21 protein-coding genes are annotated in these 24,359 nt (G+C 32.7%); 17 read left to right on the forward strand and 4 right to left on the reverse strand.

Translation table 11 applies throughout. From position 1 onward, the window contains the following. The first annotated feature begins 254 nt into the window (after positions 1 to 254). From CCC31_RS10345 to CCC31_RS10385, 9 genes are all read left to right on the forward strand, one after another. Entirely contained in the window at positions 255 to 2,093 is a 1,839-nt protein-coding gene (locus tag CCC31_RS10345; protein ID WP_290851404.1) for an ATP-dependent helicase, read from the forward strand. Between the two features lie 52 nt (positions 2,094 to 2,145). Further along, on the forward strand, positions 2,146 to 2,448 hold the full coding sequence (locus CCC31_RS10350; RefSeq protein ID WP_022089409.1) for a DUF1292 domain-containing protein: 303 nt from the start codon (positions 2,146 to 2,148) through the stop codon (positions 2,446 to 2,448). A 30-nt stretch (positions 2,449 to 2,478) separates the two neighbouring features. Further along, positions 2,479 to 3,012: an SH3 domain-containing protein gene (locus CCC31_RS10355; RefSeq protein ID WP_147586214.1), complete on the forward strand. Its 534-nt coding sequence runs from the start codon at positions 2,479 to 2,481 to the stop codon at positions 3,010 to 3,012. 213 nt (positions 3,013 to 3,225) lie between these two features. Next, positions 3,226 to 4,524: a folylpolyglutamate synthase/dihydrofolate synthase family protein gene (locus CCC31_RS10360; RefSeq protein ID WP_290851407.1), complete on the forward strand. Its 1,299-nt coding sequence runs from the start codon at positions 3,226 to 3,228 to the stop codon at positions 4,522 to 4,524. 20 nt (positions 4,525 to 4,544) lie between these two features. Continuing rightward, positions 4,545 to 5,105: a GTP cyclohydrolase I FolE gene (gene folE, locus CCC31_RS10365; protein WP_022089406.1), complete on the forward strand. Its 561-nt coding sequence runs from the start codon at positions 4,545 to 4,547 to the stop codon at positions 5,103 to 5,105. Then, positions 5,096 to 5,905, forward strand: coding sequence for a dihydropteroate synthase (folP, locus tag CCC31_RS10370; protein ID WP_290851410.1), 810 nt, complete (start codon positions 5,096 to 5,098; stop codon positions 5,903 to 5,905). Before folE ends, folP begins: the two co-directional genes overlap by 10 nt. Before the next feature lie 130 nt (positions 5,906 to 6,035). Continuing rightward, entirely contained in the window at positions 6,036 to 6,908 is an 873-nt protein-coding gene (gene folK, locus CCC31_RS10375; protein WP_117910009.1) for a 2-amino-4-hydroxy-6-hydroxymethyldihydropteridine diphosphokinase, read from the forward strand. 23 nt (positions 6,909 to 6,931) lie between these two features. Next, positions 6,932 to 8,059, forward strand: coding sequence for a bifunctional chorismate mutase/prephenate dehydratase (locus CCC31_RS10380; protein ID WP_290851412.1), 1,128 nt, complete (start codon positions 6,932 to 6,934; stop codon positions 8,057 to 8,059). A gap of 58 nt (positions 8,060 to 8,117) precedes the next feature. Further along, positions 8,118 to 8,930 carry an alpha/beta hydrolase gene (locus CCC31_RS10385; RefSeq protein ID WP_290851414.1) on the forward strand — a complete coding sequence of 271 codons (813 nt, stop codon included), beginning with the start codon at positions 8,118 to 8,120 and terminating at the stop codon, positions 8,928 to 8,930. An 81-nt stretch (positions 8,931 to 9,011) separates the two neighbouring features. Here the strand turns inward: CCC31_RS10385 and CCC31_RS10390 are convergent, their stop codons facing one another. Both CCC31_RS10390 and CCC31_RS10395 read right to left on the reverse strand, forming a co-directional pair. Next, positions 9,012 to 9,926 (reverse strand): alpha/beta hydrolase, encoded by a 915-nt coding sequence (locus tag CCC31_RS10390; RefSeq protein WP_117910010.1) that lies wholly within the window; start codon positions 9,924 to 9,926, stop codon positions 9,012 to 9,014. 72 nt (positions 9,927 to 9,998) lie between these two features. Further along, complete coding sequence (locus tag CCC31_RS10395) at positions 9,999 to 11,633, reverse strand: ATP-binding cassette domain-containing protein (protein WP_022089397.1); 1,635 nt, start codon at positions 11,631 to 11,633, stop codon at positions 9,999 to 10,001. Positions 11,634 to 11,953: 320 nt separating this feature from the next. On the opposite strand from CCC31_RS10395, the gene CCC31_RS10400 reads away from it, so the two are divergent. The 4 genes from CCC31_RS10400 (at position 11,954) to CCC31_RS10415 (ending at position 16,668) form a co-directional block, all read left to right on the forward strand. After that, a complete protein-coding gene (locus CCC31_RS10400) occupies positions 11,954 to 13,774 on the forward strand; it encodes an alpha-amylase family glycosyl hydrolase (protein WP_290851417.1) in 1,821 nt (606 codons plus the stop codon). 90 nt (positions 13,775 to 13,864) lie between these two features. Then, positions 13,865 to 14,599: a TraX family protein gene (locus tag CCC31_RS10405; protein WP_290851419.1), complete on the forward strand. Its 735-nt coding sequence runs from the start codon at positions 13,865 to 13,867 to the stop codon at positions 14,597 to 14,599. A 114-nt stretch (positions 14,600 to 14,713) separates the two neighbouring features. Then, a complete protein-coding gene (locus tag CCC31_RS10410; RefSeq protein ID WP_117910013.1) occupies positions 14,714 to 16,105 on the forward strand; it encodes an MATE family efflux transporter in 1,392 nt (463 codons plus the stop codon). 14 nt (positions 16,106 to 16,119) lie between these two features. Further along, the gene (locus CCC31_RS10415) at positions 16,120 to 16,668 is read left to right on the forward strand and encodes a histidine phosphatase family protein (protein ID WP_022089393.1); all 549 of its coding nucleotides are present in this window, start codon (positions 16,120 to 16,122) and stop codon (positions 16,666 to 16,668) included. A 63-nt stretch (positions 16,669 to 16,731) separates the two neighbouring features. Here the strand turns inward: CCC31_RS10415 and CCC31_RS10420 are convergent, their stop codons facing one another. Further along, positions 16,732 to 17,208, reverse strand: a complete 477-nt coding sequence (locus CCC31_RS10420) for an S-ribosylhomocysteine lyase (RefSeq protein ID WP_022089392.1) — start codon at positions 17,206 to 17,208, stop codon at positions 16,732 to 16,734. Between the two features lie 162 nt (positions 17,209 to 17,370). Here CCC31_RS10420 and CCC31_RS10425 point away from each other — a divergent pair, with 162 nt between their 5' ends. The 4 genes from CCC31_RS10425 (at position 17,371) to CCC31_RS10440 (ending at position 23,293) form a co-directional block, all read left to right on the forward strand. Further along, the gene (locus CCC31_RS10425) at positions 17,371 to 17,928 is read left to right on the forward strand and encodes a TetR/AcrR family transcriptional regulator C-terminal domain-containing protein (RefSeq protein ID WP_290851422.1); all 558 of its coding nucleotides are present in this window, start codon (positions 17,371 to 17,373) and stop codon (positions 17,926 to 17,928) included. 171 nt (positions 17,929 to 18,099) lie between these two features. Then, on the forward strand, positions 18,100 to 20,190 hold the full coding sequence (locus CCC31_RS10430; protein ID WP_290851424.1) for an MMPL family transporter: 2,091 nt from the start codon (positions 18,100 to 18,102) through the stop codon (positions 20,188 to 20,190). Positions 20,191 to 20,200: 10 nt separating this feature from the next. Further along, positions 20,201 to 22,588, forward strand: coding sequence for a hypothetical protein (locus tag CCC31_RS10435; protein WP_290851426.1), 2,388 nt, complete (start codon positions 20,201 to 20,203; stop codon positions 22,586 to 22,588). Between the two features lie 123 nt (positions 22,589 to 22,711). Further along, complete coding sequence (locus CCC31_RS10440; protein WP_290851428.1) at positions 22,712 to 23,293, forward strand: manganese efflux pump; 582 nt, start codon at positions 22,712 to 22,714, stop codon at positions 23,291 to 23,293. 209 nt (positions 23,294 to 23,502) lie between these two features. Here the strand turns inward: CCC31_RS10440 and CCC31_RS10445 are convergent, their stop codons facing one another. Further along, entirely contained in the window at positions 23,503 to 24,219 is a 717-nt protein-coding gene (locus CCC31_RS10445; RefSeq protein ID WP_022089387.1) for a Pr6Pr family membrane protein, read from the reverse strand. Between the last annotated feature and the right edge of the window lie 140 nt (positions 24,220 to 24,359).

Raw genomic sequence — 24,359 nt, forward strand, 5'->3', positions numbered from 1 at the left:
AAAATATGGGTATATCGCTTTGAGGCGGTGTGCCCATATTTTATGGCCAAATGAGACTATTATAATAAAGCATATACTAAAATATAAAAAAGTCGAAAACTAATAAAAAGTTATTATCATTACCGCATGGTGTGATAGTAGCTTTTTTGGATATGGATTTTAGTTCGGCAAAAAATAAGTAGGCAAAATTACTGTTGAAAGAATATATACAATATGATACCATCTAAAAAGAGAGATGCCGCGAAAGGTGACATATGTTTAATGAAAGTCAGTTAGAGGCAATAAATCATATTGATGGGCCTGCATTAGTGTTAGCGGGTCCTGGCAGTGGAAAAACAACGGTAATTACCAGAAGAACAAAGAAACTTATAGAGGAAGGAGTAAGTCCTGATAATATTCTTGTAGTTACATTTACGAAGGCAGCAGCAGTAGAAATGCAGGAAAGATTTACGAATCTGATGAATGAATCTGATAGTAATAGAAACGAAATAATAACTTATCCTGTTTCGTTTGGAACATTTCACAGTATATTTTATAGGATTATACAAGATAGTAATGGAAGAAAGTGTTCGATATTAACAGAGCAGAATAAGGCAGATATTATCAAGGAGATAGTTGCCAGATTAAAAGTACAGACTAATGATTTGATGGAGTTTACAAGATGTATAATCGGAGAAATAAGCAAAGTAAAGGGGAATGGAATACCTTTAGATGAATACGAATCATTAGTGTGCAAAAAGGAAGAATTTGACAGGATTTATGCTGAGTATAATTGTGAATTGAGAGAAAATAATAATATAGACTTTGATGACATGGTAATTATATGTAATGAAATATTTAAAAATGATGAAAAAGCATTACAAAAATGGCGGGATAAATATAGATATGTATTAATAGATGAGTTTCAGGATATTAATAAAATGCAGTATGAAAATATAAAAATGTTAATAACTCCGAGAAATAATGTTTTTATAGTAGGGGATGATGACCAGGCAATTTATGGATTCAGGGGTTCTGTACCAAGGCTGATGTTTGATTTTAAGAAGGATTTTCCTGATTGTAAAGAAATTTTGTTAAACATCAATTACAGATGTCCGGAGGAAGTTTTACAGATGTCGTTAAGTCTCATTGAAAATAATAAAGAAAGATTTAGTAAAAAAATTATTGCAAATAAAAAATTTAAAGATATAAATAAACCTGATGTGAGGATATTTTACAATCAAAAAGAAGAATTTGAATATATAGCAAAGAAAATAAATCAATATCAAAAGGCAGGAATTGAATTAAAAAACATTGCAATACTTGTAAGAAATAACAGCCAGATTCCTTCAATAAAAAATGTGTTTTCGGATTATAGGATTAATTCCAGCGTAAAGAAGAAAAAACAAAGCATATACGATAATTCGGTGGGAAAAGATATATTATCGTATGTAAGATGTGCCTATTCAGATTTGAATAAACCTATTTGTGAAAATGAAGATTTAGTAAGAATTATGAATAAGCCTGTGAGGTATATAAGCAGACAGGTTATGAATGACAATAATATGAATTTTTATAATCTGAAAAAGATATATGGGCATAATGACGAGATAATGAATAACATAAGAAACTTAGAGTTTCATTTTAAAATGATAAGAAGAATGAATCCGGCAGCCTGCGTTTTGTATATAAAGAACGGATGCAATTATGAAAAATATTTGCAACAGTATTCAAAAGAAAAAGGCATAAAATTTTCAAAATTATCTGATATAATAAATATAATTCAGTATGATGCTCAGAAATATGAAACAGTTGAAGCATGGATGAAACATGCAATTGATAATGAGACGGCAAAAGAGTGTGAGGGAGTAAATATAATTACAATGCATAGTGCTAAGGGGCTTGAGTTTGAGGTGGTTTTTATAGTTGATGCAAATCAGGGCCTTATTCCTTCAGCAAGGGCGATAAAACAGGATGAAGTTGAAGAAGAAAGAAGATTATTTTATGTTGCAATGACAAGAACAAAGAAAAAACTGCACATTTTTGGAATGCGGCAAAATCTTGGAAATACAATGCAAATGTCGCAGTTTGTGGGAGAAGCATTGCAATTTTAGGCGGTTTTTGATAAAGTAGTGGTATTAAAAATATAATTAATAGAGGTGAACTATGGGAAAACAGTTTGAAGATGATGAAGATGACATGGATATGTATGTAACAATAGAATTTGATGATGGCTCAGAAGTAGATTACAAAGTAATTGGCATTTTTGAGATTGAAGGTCAGGATTATGTAGCAGTATCTGATGATTATGAAGAAGATAAGCCAGATTTTTCAGTAGAATTTTATCGTCATTATGAAGATGAAGAAGGAACACCTTCAATTGAATCTATACCTGATGATGAAGAATATGAAATGGTAGCAGAAGTATTTGAACAGATTTATGCAGAAGAAGAGGATGCAGAAGAATAAATTGCATCTTAAAAAGGAGGCAGAGTTAATATGCCAAGAACTTATGATGATGAGATACAGCAGAGAATTTTAGAAAGAAAGAAAAGAGCTGAGCAGGCCAGAGAAGAACAAATCAGAAAGAGAAATCAGATTTTTATGATTGGTGGCATAGCTTTAGTTGTTTTAATTGTTCTGATAATAATTATCTCAAAGATTGCTTCCGGAGGAAGTAAGAAAAAGAATGAAGTACCTACTACAACACCTGTGGTAGAGACAACAACTCAGGAACCAACTACTGTTGAAGAAACAACACAGGCGGTACTTACAATGTACACTACAGATACATTAAATTTGAGACAGTCAGCCAGCACAGAAGCTGAGATTATAACACAGGTACCTTCAGGAAAAGCTGTTACAGTTTTAAATAACGAAGGAGAATGGTATCAGGTACAGTATGGTGACAAGCAGGGCTATCTTAAAGCTGAGTATCTTAAGGCTGATGAAAGTCAGACGACACAGCAGGCTGGAGAGTCAGGCACAGTTGCAGAGACTACAAGTGCAGTAGAAACAACTTCTACACCTTAGAATGTATTTAGGATTTCGGGAACACGAAGTGCGAAGAAATCCGTGTATCATAGGGGCAGAACACCTTTTGACCCCAACATCATATGATATAATAAAGGTTGCAGCATATTTGCTGCAACTTTTATTGTATAGAAAATGTAATTTTTGTTATGAAACCTTTATTATGAAAAATGCAAAATATAGAATAAGATTAGATATAAAAGAGAGAAGATTATGAATTATAGTGAAGCAAGAAAATTTGTTGAAGAAACTACAAAATATGGAAGCATATTAGGATTAGATACTATAAAAACACTGCTTGGTGAACTTGGAAATCCTCAGGATAAAGTGAAAATAGTTCATGTTGCGGGAACAAACGGAAAAGGTTCAGTTTTTACATTTGTACAGAATGTGCTTTTACAGGCAGGGTATCATGTTGGCAGATATGCTTCTCCGGCAGTATTTGAGTATAGAGAAATAATTCAGTTTGATGGGAAAAATATAACTGAAGAAGAATTTGCAAAATATATAACAACGGTAAATATGGCTTGTGAAAGAATGGTAAGAAAAGGAAAGCACCACCCTACATCGTTTGAGGTTGAAACAGCGTTGGCTTATTTATATTTTTCAAACAAGCCTTGTGACATAGTTTTGATAGAAACAGGTATGGGTGGAGAGACAGACGCAACCAATGTGGAAAAGGAAGCATTATGCAGTGTTATAACATCGATTAGTCTGGATCATATGCAGTTTTTAGGAGAAACTATAGAAGAGATTGCCAGGGTTAAATCTGGAATAATTAAAGAAAACAGTGATGTAGTAGTGGCAAATCAGGATGAAAGCATAATAAATGTTATAAAGTCTAAGGCAGAAATTAAAAATAGCAAAGTTGTTGTAGCAAATGAACCTTACAACATAAAGATAGATGGGTATATAACTTCATTTGACTATGTAACGGCAAATGATACAAAACTGTCTATTAAAATATCAATGATGGGAGCATATCAGTTAATTAATGCCTGTACAGCTATTGAAACGTTAGAAGTCTTAAGAAATAAAGGGTATAATATTTCGGATGAAAATATAATAGAAGGAATGAAGAATGCAAAATGGCCTGGAAGAATGGAGATAATAAATGAGTCTCCGCTTATTGTAATTGATGGTGCTCATAATCCTGGAGCGGCAGTTAAGCTTAAAGAATCTATAGAAATGTATTTTACAAATAAAAGAATAGCCTTTATAATGGGAGTGTTGGCGGATAAGGACTACAGTAAGGAAATAAAAATTGTAGCAGGTTTAGCCAAAAAGATTTTTACAATTACGCCAGATAATAAAAGAGCACTTAATGGTAAAGCGTTAGCTTTGGCGGTTGCCGATTCTAATAAGAATGTGATATTTGAACCAACATTAGAAGAAGCAGTAAAGGAAGCAGAAAAATTGTACAGAAATAATGAAATAGATATGATACTTGCTTTTGGTTCCTTATCGTACTTAGGTGATTTGAAAAATATTATTAATGACGCAAACAGTTAAAGCCGGAAGGAGAGATTGACATGTTTGACAAGAAAAAAATTGAGCAGGCGATTACATTATTGTTAGAGGGTATTGGAGAAGATGTAACAAGAGAAGGGTTAGTGGATACTCCAAACCGTGTGGCACGTATGTATGAGGAACTGCTTTCAGGGATGAATCAGGATCCCGGGGAACATTTAGCAAGAACATTTTCGTGTGATAATAGTGATGTTGTTATTGAAAAAGACATTACATTCTATTCAACTTGCGAACACCATTTAATGCCGTTTTACGGTAAGGCACATATAGCGTATATTCCAAATGGAAAAGTGGTAGGAATAAGCAAACTTGCAAGAACTGTCGAAGTGTATGCAAGACGACTTCAGATTCAGGAACAGATGACTAATCAGATAGCAGATGCTCTTATGGAATATTTGGATGCAAAGGGTGTATTAGTTTTAGTTGAAGCTGAGCATATGTGTATGTCAGCAAGAGGAATAAAAAAGCCGGGAAGCAAAACCATTACAATTGCTTCAAGAGGTGAATTTAATGCAGATAAAGAATTGAAAAGAGAAATTATGGGAGTTTTACAATGCAAATAGGAAAATATTATTTTGATTTAGACAACGAACCTGTTATTATGGGAATTTTAAATGTAACACCTGATTCATTTTCAGATGGTGGTAAATTTAATTCAATAGACAAAGCTTTAAAGCATACAGCAGAGATGATTAGAGATGGTGCAAAGATAATAGATGTAGGTGGAGAATCTACAAGACCGGGATACACAAAGATAAGTGACGAAGAGGAAATAGAAAGAACTGTACCTATTATTGAAGCAATAAAAAATAATTTTGATATAGCAGTATCTCTTGATACTTATAAAGGAAATGTTGCTAAAGCAGGTGTAAAGGCCGGAATAGATATGATTAATGATATATGGGGCTTTAAATATGATGAGGAAGTAGCAAAATCAATAGCAGGAACAGATGTTGCAGCATGTGTAATGCATAACAGACCTAAAGCAGAATATGATAATTACGTTGAAGATTTATTAAATGACTTAAAAGAAAGTGTTGATATAGGAAGAAGAAACGGTGTAAATGACAGCCAGATAGTGCTTGATCCGGGAGTAGGTTTTGGTAAAACATACGAACATAATCTTCAGATTATTAATGAATGTGACAAGGTAGTAAATCTTGGATTCCCTGTGCTTCTTGGAACTTCAAGAAAATCAGTTATCGGTCTTACATTAGATATTCCTGCACCTGAAAGAAGTGTTGGAACATGTGCTACAACTGTTATCGGATATGAAAGAGGTTGCAGAATATTCAGAGTACATGATGTAAGAGATAATTATCAGGCACTTTTGATGGCTCAGGCTATTTGCAATCAAAGATAAGATAATATTTAATGTAAATGAATAAGAAATAAAGTGACATCAAAGTTGAGGTTTTTGATCCCGGCATTATATTTATGTCACTATTATTATAGAAGATTAATCTAATTTTAAATATATTAATGGAGTATTTATGGACATTATTAGAATAGAGCAACTTGAGATATTCGCATATCATGGATGTAATGAAGAAGAAAAGAGAGATGGTCAGAAATTTTATGTAGATGCTAATCTGTATACAGATGTAATGACACCGGGACTCAGCGATGATTTAGAGGATACGGTTAATTATGCAAAAGCATGTAAATTTATAAATAAGTTTTTAACTGAAAACAGATTTGATTTAATTGAGGCAGTTGCTGAGCAGACAACAAGGGCATTATTAAAAGAATTTCCGAAAATAAGAAAAGTAGATTTTACTATAAATAAGCCAAATGCCCCTATTAAATTACCATTTGGAAATGTGGCTGTAAGTGTGAGCAGAGAGTGGCATAAGGCATATCTTAGCATAGGCTCAAATATAGGTGATAAAGAGGGATATCTTAATCAGGCTGTAGATATGCTATATGATGATGAAAACTGCAAAGTAGGAGCAATTTCCAAGTTTATACAGACAAAGCCTTATGGTCCGGTAGAACAGGATGATTTCTTAAACGGATGTGTTGAAATTGAAACATTATATTCTCCACAGGAATTATTGAAGGCTGTTAATGCTATCGAGGCAGCAGCTAATAGAACAAGAGAAATTCACTGGGGACCAAGAACATTAGATGTGGACATTGTTTTATATGATGATGAAATAGTTGCAGACAGCAATTTGTTTATTCCACATAGAGAAATGCATAAAAGGGAATTTGTGTTAGAACCATTAGTACAGATTGCGCCATATGCAATAAATCCAATAAGTAAAAAGACAGCAGAACAGCTTTTAGATGAATTAAGAGGACAGTCAGAAAATGTTAATTCGGGATGTGCAGGATGTCAGGGCTGTGCAATGAGAAAATAAATCATAGAGAAGCAGGTACTATTATGTTAGATCTTAAAGAAACAAGAGGCGAGATTGATCGCGTAGATAAACAGATTATAGAATTATTTGAAGAGAGAATGGAACTTTGCAAGGAAGTTGCAGAGTATAAACTTTATACAGGAAAGCCTGTATTAGATAGAAAAAGAGAGTTGGAAAAAATAGCAGTTCTTAAATCAATGGCTTCAGATGAATTTTATGCTCATAGCATTGAAGAATTATTTGAACAGATAATGTCAATGAGTAGAAAACTTCAGTATAAGCTTTTGACAGAAGAAGGAATAAATAATGATATTGGATTTGATATAATAAGCAAACTTCCGATGGAAAATGCTAAGGTGGTATATCAGGGAATTGACGGAGCGTACAGTCAGCAGGCAGCTATGAGTTATTTTGGTGACAATGCTACATACCACAATGTACTTACTTTTAAACAGGCAATGAAAGAAGTAAGAGATGGAGTTGCAGATTATGCTGTACTTCCATTTGAAAATTCAACAGCAGGAATTGTAACAGATGTATATGATTTACTGGTTGAATTTGAAAATTATATAGTTGATTCATTTGATGTAAAAATCAGCCACTGTTTAAGTGCGGTAAAAGGAACAACTTTAGAAACAATTAAAGAAGTTTATTCTCATCCACAGGCGTTAATGCAAAGTAGCAAATTTATTGATGAATACGGATGGAATAAAGTAAATTGTGCTAATACTGCAATTGCGGCACAGATTATATCTCAGGAAAAAGATAATACAAGGGCATGTATTGCAAGCAAAAATGCAGCTAAGCTATATGGATTAGAAGTTTTAGCTGAAGATGTAAATCAAAGCAGTATAAATACAACAAAGTTCATAATAGTAAGCCGTAGAAAGATTGCAAGACGTGAAGCAAATAATATATGTATAAGTTTTGAAATGCCGCATGAAAGTGGTTCATTGTATACAATGCTTTCACATATTATTTATAATGATTTGAATATGACAAGAATTGAATCAAGACCGGTTCCGGGAAAGAAATGGGAATACAGATTTTACGTTGAATTTGAAGGAAAATCAGACCAGCCGGGAGTTGTTAATGCTTTAAGTGGTATTAATGCGGAGGCGTTAAATATGCAGATTTTAGGAAATTATTAGAAATATAATTTTATGACGGATGAAAATACTTTGAATTTTCAAAGGGAAAGGAAAGAATATGATACACAAAAAGATTAGTGTAAAGATAGGGGAGCATCATCCAACAGCTGAGATAACTACATATATGATTGGCAATTCAGAAGAATTGTATGATGGAAGATTAAGACCATTGATTATTATATGTCCGGGTGGCGGTTATGAGATGACGTCTGATAGAGAAGCTGAAGGAATTGCTTTAAAATTCATGGCTATGGGATATCATGCTGCAGTATTAAGATATTCGGTAAAACCGGCAGTTTATCCAACAGCATTGTTACAGTTAGCAGCAACTGTTAAGTATTTTAGGGAAAATGCTGACAAATATTACATAGATGCAGATAAGATAATTACCTGTGGATTTTCAGCGGGTGGTCATTTGGTTGCAAGTTATGGAAATTCATGGAATAAAGCACAGTTTACAAATAACAGGGCAAATGGAAATGAAGTATGCAGACCTAATGCACAGATTTTGTGTTATCCGGTTATATCATCAGGTAAATATGGACATAAGGAATCAATAGAAAACCTTTTAGGAGACAGATTTGATGAACTTAATTATAAAATGTCCATGGAAAAATATGTGAACAATGATACTCCACAGACTTTTATATGGCATTGCTTTGATGATGAGACAGTACCAGTAGAAAATTCATTAATGTTTGCAACAGCATTAAGACAGCATAATATACCTACAGAATTACATGTGTTTGCAGGCGGAGCGCATGGAATCGGAACAGCAGGAGAACTTACAATGAGTTCTGACGGATATGGAGTAGTAAAGGAATGTGAATGCTGGATGGATTTGGCAAATGCATGGATAAGGAATATATAAATAGTTGAATGAGGTAAAAAAGTAATTAAAATAATATAAAACCTCCTGTGATACATCTTAATATCACAGGAGGTTTTATATTTATTCTCTTGAAGTTTCAATTCCAAGTTTAATTTCTATAAATTTTAAAATATCATCAAAAACTTCTTCTCTACCCGGTTCATTAAATAATTCATGTCTCATACCGGGATAGGTATTTGAAAAAGTATTCTGGAATCCTCTTTTCTTTAAAAGAAGTACGGATTCTTTAAATTTTTTATCGTTAATTTTGCAAGGATCATCATCACCGGAGATAAACATTATTTCTAAATCACGGTTTTTATTTTTATAGCCATCTTTATTGTAGACATACTGCATTAAAGAAAATAATGAGTAGTAGCCGTTTAGTGTGAAATCAAATCCACATCTTTCGTCTTTGTTATATTTGTCAACCTCATAAAGGTCACTGCATAACCAGGCGTTTTTAATTCCATCTTTTTTAAATGGTTTTTCAAATGGTCCGTTTAACATCCTTGAAATAAAAGGACTTCTGTATCTGTTGCCAACAAAAACCTCCATAACGCGAATCAGAATTTTACCTAATTCTGTAAATGAATTTTCAGATGGTGAACCACATACAACTAAAGCATCAATTTTCTCTGAATGTTTCTTAATGTAACCTCTTACAAGAAGAGAACCCATACTGTGACCAATTAAAATTAATGGAAGATTAGGGTATTCTCTTTTTAAAAATGTAGTATAGTCGTCAATATCCTGAATAAGTCCCTTGTAACCATCTTCGCCAAAATATCCATAGTCGTCAGGAGTAAGAACATTTTCTCCGTGTCCTTTAATATCTGCAATTGCACAGATAAATCCTTTATCACTGAAATATTTAAGTACATGGTTGTAACGATTACGGTGTTCACACATACCGTGAACAAATTCTATAATTCCTATTGCCTCCATATCTCCGGGAGGCAACATTATAGTTGCAGGTCTCATAATATTCTCCATTCTATTACATCATAAAAGTAATATGAATTGTAATGAAAATGATATTTAACAATATATCGTAGTAATACTAAATTAGTTATCAGAATCCTGACCGTCCATTGTATATACAGTACGCTTTCTTGCCATTTCGTCATTTTCAAGATATTCATCATAAGTAGTAACTTTATCGATTAATTTACCGTTTACAATTTCAATGATACGGTTAGCTGTTGTCTGAACTACCTGATGATCTCTTGAAGAGAATAATAATACGCCAGGGAATTTGATTAATCCGTTGTTAAGTGCTGTAATACTTTCCATGTCTAAATGGTCAGTAGGTTCGTCAATAATTAAAACATTAGCACCTGAAATCATAAGCTTTGATAACATAACTCTAACCTTTTCACCACCGGATAAAACTCTAACTTTCTTAACACCGTCTTCGCCGGCAAATAACATTCTTCCAAGGAATCCTCTTACATATGTAGGATCTTTAATCTCAGAATACTGTGTTAACCAGTCAACAATAATGTCGTCACAATCGAAATCTTTTGTGTTGTCCTTAGGGAAATATGACTGTGAAGTCGTAATTCCCCATTTATATGAACCTTCATCAGGTTCCATTTCGCCTGCTAAAATCTGGAATAATGTTGTTTTAGCAAGTCCGTTAGAACCTACAAAAGCGATTTTGTCTTCATGTCCAACTACAAATGAGATGTCGTCTAATACTTTAACACCATCAATTGTCTTTGATAAATGTTCTACAGTTAATACTTCATTTCCAATTTCACGGGCAGGACGGAAATCAATATATGGATATTTACGGCTTGATGGTTTAATGTCGTCAAGTTCGATTTTTTCCAAAGCACGTTTTCTTGATGTTGCCTGTTTTGATTTAGAAGCATTAGCACTGAATCGCTGAATGAAGTCCTGCAATTCTTTGATTTTTTCTTCTTTCTTTCTGTTAGCTTCTTTCATCTGCTTAACGATTAACTGACTTGATTCATACCAGAAATCATAGTTTCCGGCATAAAGCTGAATCTTAGCATAATCAATGTCTGCAATCTGAGTGCAGACTTTATTTAAAAAGTATCTGTCATGAGATACAACAATAACTGTGTTGTCAAAATTGATTAAGAATTCTTCTAACCATCCGATAGCATCTAAGTCTAAGTGGTTTGTAGGTTCGTCAAGAAGAAGAATATCAGGGTTACCAAATAATGCCTGGGCAAGTAATACTTTAACCTTTAAATTACCGTTTAAATCTTTCATTGTGCTGTAATGGTATTCTGTATCTACACCTAAACCATTTAAAAGAGTAGCGGCATCACTTTCAGCTTCCCATCCGTTCATTTCTGCAAACTCACCTTCTAATTCTGAAGCACGGATTCCATCTTCATCACTAAAATCAGGCTTTGCATAAATGGCATCTTTTTCTTTCATAATTTCGTATAATCTCTGGTTACCCATAATAACAGTATCAAGAACAGTATATTCATCATACTGGAAGTGATCCTGCTTTAAGAATGAAAGACGCTCACCCGGAGTTATAATAACTTCACCGCTTGTTGGCTCAAGTTCACCTGTGAGAATTTTTAAAAATGTTGATTTACCGGCACCGTTAGCACCAATTAATCCGTAACAGTTACCCGGTGTAAATTTAATATTTACGTCTTCAAATAAGGCTTTCTTGCCAAATCTCAATGAAACATTACTTGTACTTATCATTTAATATTACCTCTCATGAATTTATAATACTCAAAAATTTTCCGTAAATTAGAGTATATCAGTTTTTATGTATTAAAGCAACGGTGAAAAATACATATAAATAGGAAAATAAAATTTTGAAAAATAGCAATTGTGACAATGAAAAATAAAATTATAAGGATGTAAAATTAAATTCAAGGTTTCTCTTATATTTTTACTATGATATAATTACATTTGTATTAGGGTCTGTAATAAGCAATAATGTATTGCGTAAACAACAAAAGCTTAAGTTTACTTACAGATTTTTATGATAAAAATGGTCAGCAAATCAAGGAGGCAGCATGGATATAACTAATATAAAAATCACAAGAGGAAACCCTTTAATAATGGGGGCAAGCGTAATTGGAAATAAAGTTAATTTTGCAATTACCGCAAAGAATACAAGTCAGTGTAAAGTGATTCTTTATGACAGAGAGACAGGAAAAGAAGAACAATTATCATTTGAGGCTTCTCAGGTTATAGGCAATGTTCATGCAATGTCAGTAGAAGGTTTGGATTATAGAAAATATGATTATAATTTTCTTGTAGATGGTGAGATTGTGACAGATGTGTATGCGAAATCATTATCAGGAAAGAAAGAATGGGGAGTACAGCCACAAAATTTAAGAGGAACAATTATAGATGATGATTATGATTGGGAAGGTGACGGACCTTTGCATTATCCGTTCGATGAAACAATAATATATCGTTTGCATGTAAGAGGGTTTACAAAGCATAAGAGTGCAAAGTCAAAGCATCCGGGAACATATCTTGGAATTGTAGATAAGATTCCGTATTTAAAGGAACTTGGAATTACAATGATAGAACTTATGCCGGCATATGAATTTAATGAAGTATATGTTGAAAAACAGCCGACGTCAATGAAAGGCAGCTTTAGTATTCCTAATGAAAAATTAAATTATTGGGGATATACCGATGGATATATTTTTTCTCCAAAGGCTTCTTACGCTTATGCTAATAAATCAGGCGGTGAAGTAGATGAATTTAAATATATGGTAAAGGAACTTCATAAGAACGGAATAGAAGTTTCAATGGAATTTTTCTTCCCGGAAGGAACGAATCCAACACTAATTTTAGATTGCCTTCATTATTGGGTTATGAGTTACCATATAGATGGAATTCATGCAAATTGTGAGCCTGCGGTTATGAAGATGATTCAGACAGATAATTTGTTATCAGATACAAAGATATTTACATATAGTTTCGCTACAGATACAGATTTTTACAATGACAGACCGGAAATAAAGAATCTTGCTAATTTTAATGACGATTTTATGGTTTCAGCAAGAAGATTCCTTAAAGGGGATGAAGATATGCTTAATACCATTTCATATAAGATAAAAGCAAATCCACCGGGAGCAGCATATGTAAATTATGTGGCAAATCATAATACGTTTACGTTATTTGACATGGTTTCGTATGATAGAAAATATAACGAAGACAATGGTGAAAATAATAAGGATGGAGCTGTTTATAATTACAGTTGGAATTGTGGATTTGAAGGTGAGACCCGTAAGAAAAAAGTTATGGACCTTAGAAAGAAGCAGATGAAAAATGCTTTAGCCTTAGTATTACTTAGTCAGGGAGTGCCTATGATTTATGCAGGTGATGAGATGTGTAATTCACAGAAGGGAAATAACAATCCGTATTGCCTTGATAATGAAATTTCCTGGACAAATTGGAATACTAATGCGTGTGCAAAAGAAATATTTGTATATACAAAGGCACTGATAAAGTTTAGAAAAGAACATAAGATTTTACATATGCCTGAAGAATTAAGACTAATGGATTATAAATCATACGGACTTCCTGATATGTCATATCATGGAAGTAAAGCGTGGTATCCGGATTTCGCACATATTAACAGACATTTTTCTGCTATGTATTGCGGAGCATATGCCATGGAGGCAGGAAGAAACGAAGAGGCAGATGTGTATCTAGCCTATAATATGCATTGGGAACCACAGGAATTTGGAATCCCATCAGCAAGAAAAAAGAAAAAATGGCAATTATTATGCACAACTGACTCAAATACAGTTTATGATGGTGACAGAACATTTACTGCCCAACCAAGGAGCGTGGCAATTTTAATTGCAAAATAATATTGGAAAGGAAAAGCCAATTACAATTTAGTGTAATTGGCTTATACATAATCTATGAATTTTCAAGAATTAAATAAAAAAGGAATGAGGATGTATATTGATTTGGACAAATATGGACTATCCTCATTTACCTTAAAAATTATAGCTGTAGTGACTATGCTTATTGACCATATTGCTATGGCTTTTTTAGCGCAAGGTAGTAGTTTATATATGGTAATGAGAAGTATTGGAAGGCTGAGTTTTCCTATTTACTGTTTTTTGCTGGTTGAAGGATTTTACCATACAGAAAATAAGAAAAAGCATCTGTATATGTTAGTATTATTCTCCATAATTTCGGAAGTGCCTTATGATATGATACACGGACATTTTATAAGTCTGTCAGGACAGAGCGTAATGGTTACATTATTATTAGGCTATGTAATGATATGGATTTTATATAGTATATCAATGTTCAGAATAATATATCCAAAAATCTTATTAAAAGTATTTAGTTTTGGTACATTAAACTGGATTACCCAGTTAATTGCCGTATTTGGAGCCATGGGACTTGCATATATACTAAAGGTTACATACAGTTATACAGGAATTTTACTTATATTCTTTTTCTATACATTTAGAGAATATCATATAGGAAAAGCAATTGGAAATATGGTATTTAATATGGGATTTTATTCTTTGGGTATTCAATGGCTTGGAAGTTTAAGTGTTATTCCTATTGCCTTTTATAATGGAAAAAGAGGAAAATATAAATGGAAATGGTTTTTCTACCTTTTCTATCCGGTTCACTTGTTTGTACTGGCTGTAATTAAAATAGTTGTCTATTAAAAAGGTTTGTGTTATAGTACTCGATTGGAACTAAAAAATTATTAAACTAGAATTATTATAGATTGTTATATACTTAATATTTTAATGATCATGAGATAGCAGCTTGGAGGAAAAATGAGTCAGGAAATAGCAACAGAAGTAAAAGAAGAAAATAAAATGGGAACAATGCCTGTAGGTAAACTGATTTTTAATATGTCATTGCCTATGATGGTATCAATGCTTGTTCAAGCATTGTACAATATTGTGGATAGTATATTTGTTGCCAAATTGTCAGAAAATGCGTTGACAGCAGTTTCGTTAGCGTTTCCATTACAGACATTGTTAATTGCAGTGGGAGCAGGTACCGGAGTTGGTATGAACGCTTTATTATCAAAGTCATTGGGAGAAAAGAATTTTAAAAAGGCAAATGACACGGCGGCAAATGCAGCAGTATTATATATTTTAAGTTATATTTTATTCTTGATTTTAGGATTTAGTGTTGTTAAACCTTTTTATTTAAGTCAGATTGGCAATGCAGATGTTGAAATAATGGAAATGGGAATTGAATATTTGAGTACAGTTATGATTTTCTCATTTGGGTTATTTACACAGTTTTTCTTTGAACGTTTATTAACATCAACAGGAAGAACTATTTTCAGCATGACATCACAGCTTACAGGTGCAGTAACTAATATTATTTTAGACCCTATTTTAATATTCGGTTTATTTGGGGCACCAAAAATGGGTGTTACAGGTGCGGCGATTGCGACAGTTATTGGACAGTGTGTTGCAGGAATTGTGGCAGCCGCATGTAATCATAAATATAATCATGATGTTAAATTAAGCTTTAAAGGATTTAAACCGGACTTAAAAATTATTGGAACAATATATGCAGTAGGTGTTCCATCTATTATTATGCAGTCAATAGGTTCAATTATGACATATTGCATGAACCGCATTTTAATAGAATTTTCATCGACGGCAACGGCTGTTTTTGGTGTTTACTTCAAATTACAGAGTTTCTTCTTTATGCCTGTATTTGGATTGAACAACGGAATTACACCTATTATTGCTTATAATTATGGAGCAAAGCAGAGAAAACGTATGATTCATACCATTAAATTAAGTATGGCAGTAGCATTTTGTCTGACGTTTGTTGGATTTATAGCATTTGAAGCAATACCACAGGTACTTCTTGGAATGTTTAATTCTTCACAACAGCTGTTAGAAATTGGTATACCGGCACTTAGAATAATAGGAATTCATTTCTTAATTGCATGGTTCTGTATCGTTGCGGGAACAGTATTTCAGGCTTTAGGAAAAGCGGTATTTAGTATGATAGTTTCTATTATGCGTCAGTTATTTGTTTTAGTACCGGCAGCATATATTCTTGCAAAAGTAGGCGGATTACATGCAGTATGGTGGTCATTCCCAATTGCAGAAATTATTTCGTTGGCAGTATCACTTACATTTTTAATAAGGATTTATAATACAATCATAAAGAAATTACCGGAAGGAAGAGCATAGTTTAGGAGGCAAAAATGCTTTACATAATGCGACATGGAAAAACTGAATGGAATGAATTACATAAACTTCAGGGAAGAACAGATATACCATTAAATGAAGAAGGAAGACAGATGGCAAAAATTGCCGGGGAAAAATATAAAGATATTAATTTTGATGTATGTTATTGTTCACCTTTAGTAAGAGCGAAAGAAACAGCTAAATTAGTTCTTGAAGGAAGAAATGTTCCTATTATATATGATGAGAGATTAAGAGAGATGAGCTTTGGAATATATGAAGGAATGGAAAATCCGGCGAAAGCGACAGATAGTCCTATTCGTACATTTTTTAAAGAACCTGAAAAATACAAAGGAGTTAAGGAAGGCGAAACATTTTATGAGTTGTTTAAACGAACAGGAGAATTCCTTAAAGAAGTTGTTATGCCTGATTTAAATGAAGGAAAAGATGTTCTTATTGTAGGGCATGGAGCAATGAATTCAAGTATTGTGTGTCAGATTAGAAACCTTCCTTTAAGCAAGTTTTGGGATGCAGGTATAGAAAATTGTAAATTAATGAAATTAAAATAGTAATAGTAAAGACCCTCTTATTAAATAAGGTAAGAGGGTCTTTGTTATATATAACAATATATTTTATTCAGGATAAACTAATTGCTCAGGAGTAATATTTGATAAAATGTCATAATATTTTGCAGCAATAAATTTAGCCATATATAAATTTAAATCAAGATAATTTCCACAGTCTTTTGCACTTGCACCCGGAATATCGCCTTCATAGTTCTTTATAAATAGGAACATATCTTTTACAAGCTGCAATACATCATTAGAAGTGAGGTCTCCGGCAAGAATCATATAGAAACCTGTTCTACATCCCATTGGTCCAAAATATATAGTTTTATCACCCCACTCAAAGTTGTTTCTAAGGTAAGTTGCACCAAGATGTTCTATTGTATGAATTTCGGCAGTATTCATAACAGGTTCATAATTTGGACGGGTAATTCTAAGGTCAAATGTTGTAAGAACATTATCGCCTACTTTATCTTTTCTTGAAACGTAGACACCCGGTAATAATTTCAGGTGGTTTATTGTAAAACTTGTTATTTTATTCATTTTAAAATCCTCCGTAAATATATGATTAAATCGTATAATTTTACTATCTTTATAATTATAACACAGGTTGAAAAAAAGTGGAAACGTGTTATACTAAGCCATAGTTGTGAATATTATGGAGAGAGTGAACAGAGAATGCGTGTGAAACACTAGGAGGAAAATATGACAGGACAGGGAAGGCAGGCAATTGATTTAGCGTTGGCAGAAAGTTTCAAGGAACTTGCAAGTAGACATCCTATCGAAAAAATAACCATAAAAGATATTACGGATAAAGCAGGAGTAATCAGACCAACATTTTATAATCATTTTCAAGATAAATATGAACTGATAGAATGGATAGTTATGGAGCAGATTATAAGGCCGGCAGCTCCGTTAATTGAGAATGGTATGTTTAATGAAGCGGTTGTTTTAATGTTTACATCATTAGAAAAGGACAAGCCTTTTTATATGAATGCAGTAAAGTTAGAAGGACAGAATTCATTGCAGAGCATTGCAGAGGATTGTGTAAGACAGATACTACTTGCAATTATGGAGAAAAAGGGACCTAAGATGGATAAGGCTCATCCGTGGATTACGTATGAGAGGGTTGCACAGTTTTACGCACAGTCAATGTGTTATATTGTTATAGAATGGATAAAGTCAGGAATGAATATTCCACCAAGGGAAATTGCAGCAGCTTATGAATATATGATGACTAAACAGATGACAGATTTCTTTTAAGTAAAAAGTGTCATGTGAAAAATACAATGGCATTATAGTTGAATAAAACAAATATACAAATTAATGGATTTGTATATTTAAAAAAGACATGGAAAAAAGATTGAATATTTAAGTATTCGGTCTTTTTTTTTATACTGAGTGCAGAAAAATAAGAAAGGTGAAGTGATAAGAATGAAAAAATTCGGACAAAAAGTTGTTAAATACAGAGTATTGATATTTGTTATCAGTTTACTTTTATTAATACCTTCTGCATTTGGTTTTATAACAACAAGAATTAATTACGATATTTTATCCTATTTACCACAGGATATGGAAACTATGAAAGGACAGGATATTCTGTTAGATGAATTTGGAACAGGAGCCTTTTCTTTATGTGTAGTTGAAGGAATGGATGAAAAAGATATATCAGCAATGAGAAAGGACATGGAGAAAGTTGAACATGTAAAATCAGTTATCTGGTATGACTCAATTGCAGGCCTTACAGTTCCAATGGATGTTCTTCCAAATGATATCCGGGAATTTTTCAATAATAAAGATGCTGACAGCACATTAATGATTGTTTTATATGATTCATCAATGTCTTCAGATGAAACAATGGATGCAGTAAAAGAATTAAGAAAAGTTGCATCTAAAGATTGTTATATAAGTGGTATGTCGTCTGTAGTTACAGATATTAAAGATTTGGTAATGCATGAAATTCCAATTTATGTAATTATCGCAGCAATCCTTTCACTTATAATTTTACAGTTAACAATGGATTCAGCAGCAGCACCATTATTCTTCTTACTTGGAATTGGTATGGCAATTGTTTATAACCTTGGTACAAATTTCATTCAAGGTGAAATGTCATATTTAACAGAAGCGTTAACAGCAGTACTTCAGTTGGCTGTTACAATGGACTACTCAATTTTCCTATGGCACAGTTATGAAGCACAGTGTGAAAAAACGCCGGATGATCATAATACGGCTATGGCAAATGCAATTAGTGAAACACTTGCTTCAGTAACAGGAAGTTCAATAACAACAATTGCCGGATTTATTGCATTATGCTTTATGACATTTACATTAGGTTTAGACCTTGGTGTGGTAATGGCAAAAGGTGTAGTATTCGGTGTAATTGGATGTGTAACAATTTTACCATCAATGCTTTTAATCTTTGATAAATTTGTTCAGAAGACAAGACATAAACCAATTATCCCTGATGTAGGTAGAATTGGTAAAACAGTTATTAAGAGAAGAACTATTTGCATAATTATTTTCTTAATATTATTAGTACCTGCAGCATTTGGTTACAAGAACAACAAAGTATACTACGATTTAGTCGGTTCATTACCAAAGACACTTCCAAGTATTACAGCAAATACTAAGATGGATGAACAGTATGCAATGGGTGCAACTCATATCGCAATGGTAGACAGCAGTCTTTCACAGGCAGATGCAAATAAGATGATTAATCAGATGAAAGACTTAGATGGAGTTAAAACAGTATTAGGTATTGATTCAATATTAAGTCCGTCAATACCAAGAGATATCATTCCGAAGAATCTCTCAGAAGATTTGATTAATGATAAATATGAACTTTTATTAATTAGTTCTGAATATGCGGTGGCTTCAGATGAAGTAAATGAACAGTGTATTCAGTTGGAAAAAATAATAAAGAGTTATGACAAGCATGGAATGTTAATAGGTGAAGCACCTTGTACTAAAGACTTAATTGAAACAACAGATACCGATTTTAAAGTAGTTAACGCGCTTTCAATTGCAATGGTATTTGTAATTATATTATTCGTATTTAAATCAATTTCATTACCATTCATTTTGGTAGCAGTTATTGAGGCAGCTATTTGTATGAATATGGGTATTTCGTATTACACAGGAACAACATTGCCATTCATTGCATCAATCGTAATTGGTACAATTCAGTTAGGTGCAACAGTTGACTATGCAATTCTTATGACAACAAAGTATAAGAATGGAAGATACTCAGGATTAGGTAAGAAGGAAGCCATTACAAAGGCACTTACAGAATCCATGCAGTCAATTATAGTTAGTGCTTTAAGTTTCTTCGCAGCTACATTCGGTGTAGGTATGTATTCTAATATCGATATGATTAGTTCATTATGTAACTTAATGGCAAGAGGAGCAATCATAAGTATGATAGTAGTTATATTTGTTTTACCATCATTATTTATGATATTTGATAAATTAATAATTAAAACAAGTAAAGGTTTCATTAACAAAGAGTTAGTTTCAAATAAGTAGGAGGTTCGCTATGAGAAAATCAAATTTAATTAGTAAGAAGTTTATAATAAGAACAATCGCATGTGCAATGACAGTTGTTGTTGCAGGTGCATCAACATATGGATATACAACATTTGCAAATCCGGAGGATGTTTCTACAGAAGAAACTCAGACAGATGTAAATAGTGATGACAAGAGCGAGTTAGAAGATGCAATTGATAATGTTATCTCAGTTTCAGAAAAAGAAATAGGCAAAGATGAAACAGTATATGTAATTGCTGATAACACAGGTAAAGCTACAAGCACAATCGTAAGTGATCATTTGAAAAATGCAGCAGGAGAAGATGTTATTGTAGATAAATCTGATTTGAAAGATATTAAGAATGTAAATGGAGATGAAACATTTACAAAAGATGGCGAAAACATCAAATGGGAAGCAAAAGGAAATGATATTTATTATCAGGGAACTACAGAAAAAGAAACTCCTGTTAATGTTAAAATAACATATTATTTAGACGGAAAAGAAATGACAGCAGATGAAATCGCCGGAAAGAGTGGAAAAGTTACTGTAAGATTTGATTACACAAATAACGAAAAAGTTAAAGCAGACGTAAATGGAGCAGAAGAAGAAATTTATGTACCGTTTATCGCAGTTTCAGGAATGATATTAAATGATGATTTCCAGAATGTAGATGTTAAGAATGGTAAGGTAATTTCTGATGGTAAGAATCAGATTGTAGTTGGTATGGCAATGCCTGGAATGAAAGACAATCTTGATTTAAGTGATGATGAAGTTGAAATTCCTGATTATGTAGAAATGACAGCAGATGTTGAAAACTTCAGTCTCGATATGACAATGACAGTTGCTTTATGTAATGAAGGATTTGACATTAGCGATATTGACTTATCAGATTTAGATGAAAAAGTTGATGAAATCGATGATGCAGCTGGAAAATTGCAGGATGGTTCAAGTGATTTAGCTGAAGGACTTGATACATTAAATAACAATATGCCTGAATTTAAGTCAGGAATGGTTACACTTAAAAATGGTATTGCAACATATACAGGCGGTGTAAGTCAGGTAAGTTCAGGAATTAATACATTATATAAATCTTCAGGAAAACTTGTAAAAGGCATGAAGTCAGTTAAAAAAGCTGTAGATGCTATTTATACAAACTTTGGAACAAAAGAAAATTCAAAGACAATCCGTGGTGGTGCTAAAGCACTTGCAGATGGAAGTAAGACATTAAATGAAGGTGTTAATAAGTTATCAACAGGTGCAGATACATTAGCTACAGGAAGTAATACTGTAAGCACTAACATGGAAACATTAAGCAATGGTGTAACAACAATTGCAGGTCAGGTTTCAATATTAAATACTTCAATGACAGATTTGAAGAATGGAGCATTGAAAGTAAGCGCAGGTGTTGATGAAGTAGCTGACACAATTAACGGACTTGGAAACACAATCGCAGAGCAGGAAAAAGGAATTTATACAAAATTAGCTAAAGCCGGAGTTAAGTCATACGATGAGGCTGACAAAGCATTAAAAGATGCTAAGAAACTTCAGACTGCAATTCTTACAGCAATTGCAGCAGATACTTATACAGGACTTGATGCTTATGGTGTTACAGATGCAAAGAGTGCAGCAAAGGTTCTTACAAAAACAACAGAAAATGTTAATTCTTTATCAGAAGCTGTAGCTTCATTGAAAGTTATGGATGAAGTAGCAGACAATGTTTCAGCTAAGAAAGAAGATTTAAAAGAATTACAGGATGGTGCTAAAGAATTGGCAACAGGAGCCGGAAAAGCTGCAACAGGTGTAAATACATTGGATACTACAATGACAAGCGTAGCAAGCAGCACAAAGCAGTTAGCAGCCGGAGCAAAATCAGTATCTGAAGGTGCAAGCCAGATTAAATCAGGTTTATCATCAGTTGTATCAGGAAGCTCAGACTTAAAAGATGGTGCAAAATCATTAGATTCAGGAATTGAAACTTTATATGAAAAAGCTATTTCTCCACTTTACACAGGTGTAGGAACATTAAATGATAGCATGCCAACATTAAAGTCAGGTGTTAAGAAGTTAAAAACAGGTAGTGACAAATTAGTTGCAAACAATGATACTCTTAACAAAGGTGCAAAACAGTTAAATGAAGCAACAACAACTGTTAGTGATGGCGTAAGTAAGTTAGATGATGGTGCAAATGAACTTAAAGATGGAATGAAAGAATTCAATGATGAAGCAATTCAGAAACTTATTTCATCATACAACGGAGATGTTAAGAAGTTAGTTAACAGAATAAACGCAACTTCAAGAGCAGCTCAGGATTATACAACATTTACTAAGACAGCAGATGGAGTAAACAGCAACGTTAAGTTCATTATTAAGACTGATGGAGTTTCAGCTGATAAATAATAAAAATAAAGCACATAATATGTTATGTGAATAACATTAGGTTTAGTTAGTTGTGAAAATAAATTGATATAAAATCAATTGATATTCAACCTCAAATTAAAGCAGATAAAAGGGAGGGGTTGTGTGACTTGGATTGAAAATGTAATGATTATATTTGGTATATCCTTTGAAGTATTTGCAATCATGGAGTGTAATGGCTCCATGGTGGCAAATATTAAAAAAAGCAGACTTACTATAATTGGAGTAATTCTTTCGTTGCTTCAGCTTGTAATGCTTGGAGTAGGATATATAATTTCAAGACTTTTAATTAACATAGTAACAACAGCCGACGAAGTAGTTATTGGACACATTTTGGCAATTGCTATATTTGTATTGCTAGGAATAAGGTTAATTATTAAGGCACTAAAGAATGATATAATCAATGAAAAATTAGAAGAGAAAATGGAATTAAAAAAATACATTCTTCCATTGGTGGTAATTGGAGGATATACAATAACTACAGGTATTGCAGCAGGACTTTGTAATACGAATCCTTTGAATTTAGGAATTTTAGTAGTGGTTGTAACATGGGTTGCTTCATATGCAGGAATGTATACAGGATACAGAGCAGGATTTGAACAAAAAACAAAGGCTTATATAGCAGGTGGAGCATTGTTGATTATCGTTGGAATTGACATGGCAATCAGATGCTTTGTATTAGGTTAGAAATTGAAAAATAAACTTAATAAGAAAACCGAAAGTGGTATGAAAACCGACTTTCAGAAAAAAAGTATAAAAATAGTGCTTTGCTGGAAAAGTGAAGCACTATTTTTTGTTCTTTGTCAAGAATGGGGGGTAACTCAAGTTAATAACAAGTCTGCGAATTACATTCACAGCCTGGTATTTGTTTGCGTGCAAAATAAGTGAAAGCCGGATTATAACTTTCGATTTTGAAGTATACACATAATTTTTTCGATTCCGATAATCAAATATCCAATAGACAAAATAATAAAAAGTATAATTATTGAAAAAATTGTTACCCGCTCATATCCAAGTTTATTTATATCAAGAAAAAAATAAGGAGCCTCATTTAAATGAAAATATGAAGACGCAGGCACCTGATAGAGTCTTACAAATGTAAAAATAAGATAAACAAAAGGATATAAAGCCCAGATGAAGGGAGCATTTAATTTCTGCAATCCCTTAGGGGCGAAAAGAAGCCAGTCTATAACATAAAAAAGCGGAAGCAGATAATGAGCGAATAAATCTTTTATAGGAAGATTTAAGATGTTATTTATAAGCAGAGGATATTTGTAATTAGCAACCATATAGTGAAATATGAAAAATGTTAAGATTATTGACATAAGGCTCATTCCTTTAAATAAAACAAAAAAATGTGAGTATTCTTTTAAAGCAGTATATTTTTCCGAAAAAGAAATACGGTTATAAATCATTTTGATAATATTTAAAAGTAATATAATAAAACAGAATAAATTAGAAAGTACGGTAAAGTATCCAAAAAATCTAAATGTATTTGGTAAATCATCAATATCAATATGTAAATATAAAGAAAATGATGCTATTCCTAAAACGAATAATTTGAAAATCAGGGAAAAACTAAAAGAATTTATAAAAGCATATCTGTTTTTCATATCTGTAATTACCTCCACAAAAATAATCTACAAAATGGGTTTACAAAATAATCTGCATAAAAATAGTGTGGGCAAAATGAAAAATAATAATCATGAAAATAAAGCAAAAACAAAGCAAAAAATAAAATTTCTTGAAGTGA

It is taken from the genome of Eubacterium sp. LMAG:50 (assembly GCF_008680265.1).
In the GTDB taxonomy this organism is placed as follows: Bacteria; Bacillota; Clostridia; order Lachnospirales; family Lachnospiraceae; genus Eubacterium_U; species Eubacterium_U album.

Excerpts from the sequence above, each read along its gene's own strand:
- CCC31_RS10345 (WP_290851404.1), top strand. The coding sequence starts at position 255 with ATGTTTAATGAAAGTCAGTTAGAGGCAATAAATCATATTGATGGGCCT.
- CCC31_RS10350 (WP_022089409.1), top strand. The coding sequence starts at position 2,146 with ATGGGAAAACAGTTTGAAGATGATGAAGATGACATGGATATGTATGTA.
- CCC31_RS10355 (WP_147586214.1), top strand. The coding sequence starts at position 2,479 with ATGCCAAGAACTTATGATGATGAGATACAGCAGAGAATTTTAGAAAGA.
- CCC31_RS10360 (WP_290851407.1), top strand. The coding sequence starts at position 3,226 with ATGAATTATAGTGAAGCAAGAAAATTTGTTGAAGAAACTACAAAATAT.
- folE (WP_022089406.1), top strand. The coding sequence starts at position 4,545 with ATGTTTGACAAGAAAAAAATTGAGCAGGCGATTACATTATTGTTAGAG.
- folP (WP_290851410.1), top strand. The coding sequence starts at position 5,096 with ATGCAAATAGGAAAATATTATTTTGATTTAGACAACGAACCTGTTATT.
- folK (WP_117910009.1), top strand. The coding sequence starts at position 6,036 with ATGGACATTATTAGAATAGAGCAACTTGAGATATTCGCATATCATGGA.
- CCC31_RS10380 (WP_290851412.1), top strand. The coding sequence starts at position 6,932 with ATGTTAGATCTTAAAGAAACAAGAGGCGAGATTGATCGCGTAGATAAA.
- CCC31_RS10385 (WP_290851414.1), top strand. The coding sequence starts at position 8,118 with ATGATACACAAAAAGATTAGTGTAAAGATAGGGGAGCATCATCCAACA.
- CCC31_RS10390 (WP_117910010.1), bottom strand. The coding sequence starts at position 9,926 with ATGGAGAATATTATGAGACCTGCAACTATAATGTTGCCTCCCGGAGAT.
- CCC31_RS10395 (WP_022089397.1), bottom strand. The coding sequence starts at position 11,633 with ATGATAAGTACAAGTAATGTTTCATTGAGATTTGGCAAGAAAGCCTTA.
- CCC31_RS10400 (WP_290851417.1), top strand. The coding sequence starts at position 11,954 with ATGGATATAACTAATATAAAAATCACAAGAGGAAACCCTTTAATAATG.
- CCC31_RS10405 (WP_290851419.1), top strand. The coding sequence starts at position 13,865 with ATGTATATTGATTTGGACAAATATGGACTATCCTCATTTACCTTAAAA.
- CCC31_RS10410 (WP_117910013.1), top strand. The coding sequence starts at position 14,714 with ATGAGTCAGGAAATAGCAACAGAAGTAAAAGAAGAAAATAAAATGGGA.
- CCC31_RS10415 (WP_022089393.1), top strand. The coding sequence starts at position 16,120 with ATGCTTTACATAATGCGACATGGAAAAACTGAATGGAATGAATTACAT.
- CCC31_RS10420 (WP_022089392.1), bottom strand. The coding sequence starts at position 17,208 with ATGAATAAAATAACAAGTTTTACAATAAACCACCTGAAATTATTACCG.
- CCC31_RS10425 (WP_290851422.1), top strand. The coding sequence starts at position 17,371 with ATGACAGGACAGGGAAGGCAGGCAATTGATTTAGCGTTGGCAGAAAGT.
- CCC31_RS10430 (WP_290851424.1), top strand. The coding sequence starts at position 18,100 with ATGAAAAAATTCGGACAAAAAGTTGTTAAATACAGAGTATTGATATTT.
- CCC31_RS10435 (WP_290851426.1), top strand. The coding sequence starts at position 20,201 with ATGAGAAAATCAAATTTAATTAGTAAGAAGTTTATAATAAGAACAATC.
- CCC31_RS10445 (WP_022089387.1), bottom strand. The coding sequence starts at position 24,219 with ATGAAAAACAGATATGCTTTTATAAATTCTTTTAGTTTTTCCCTGATT.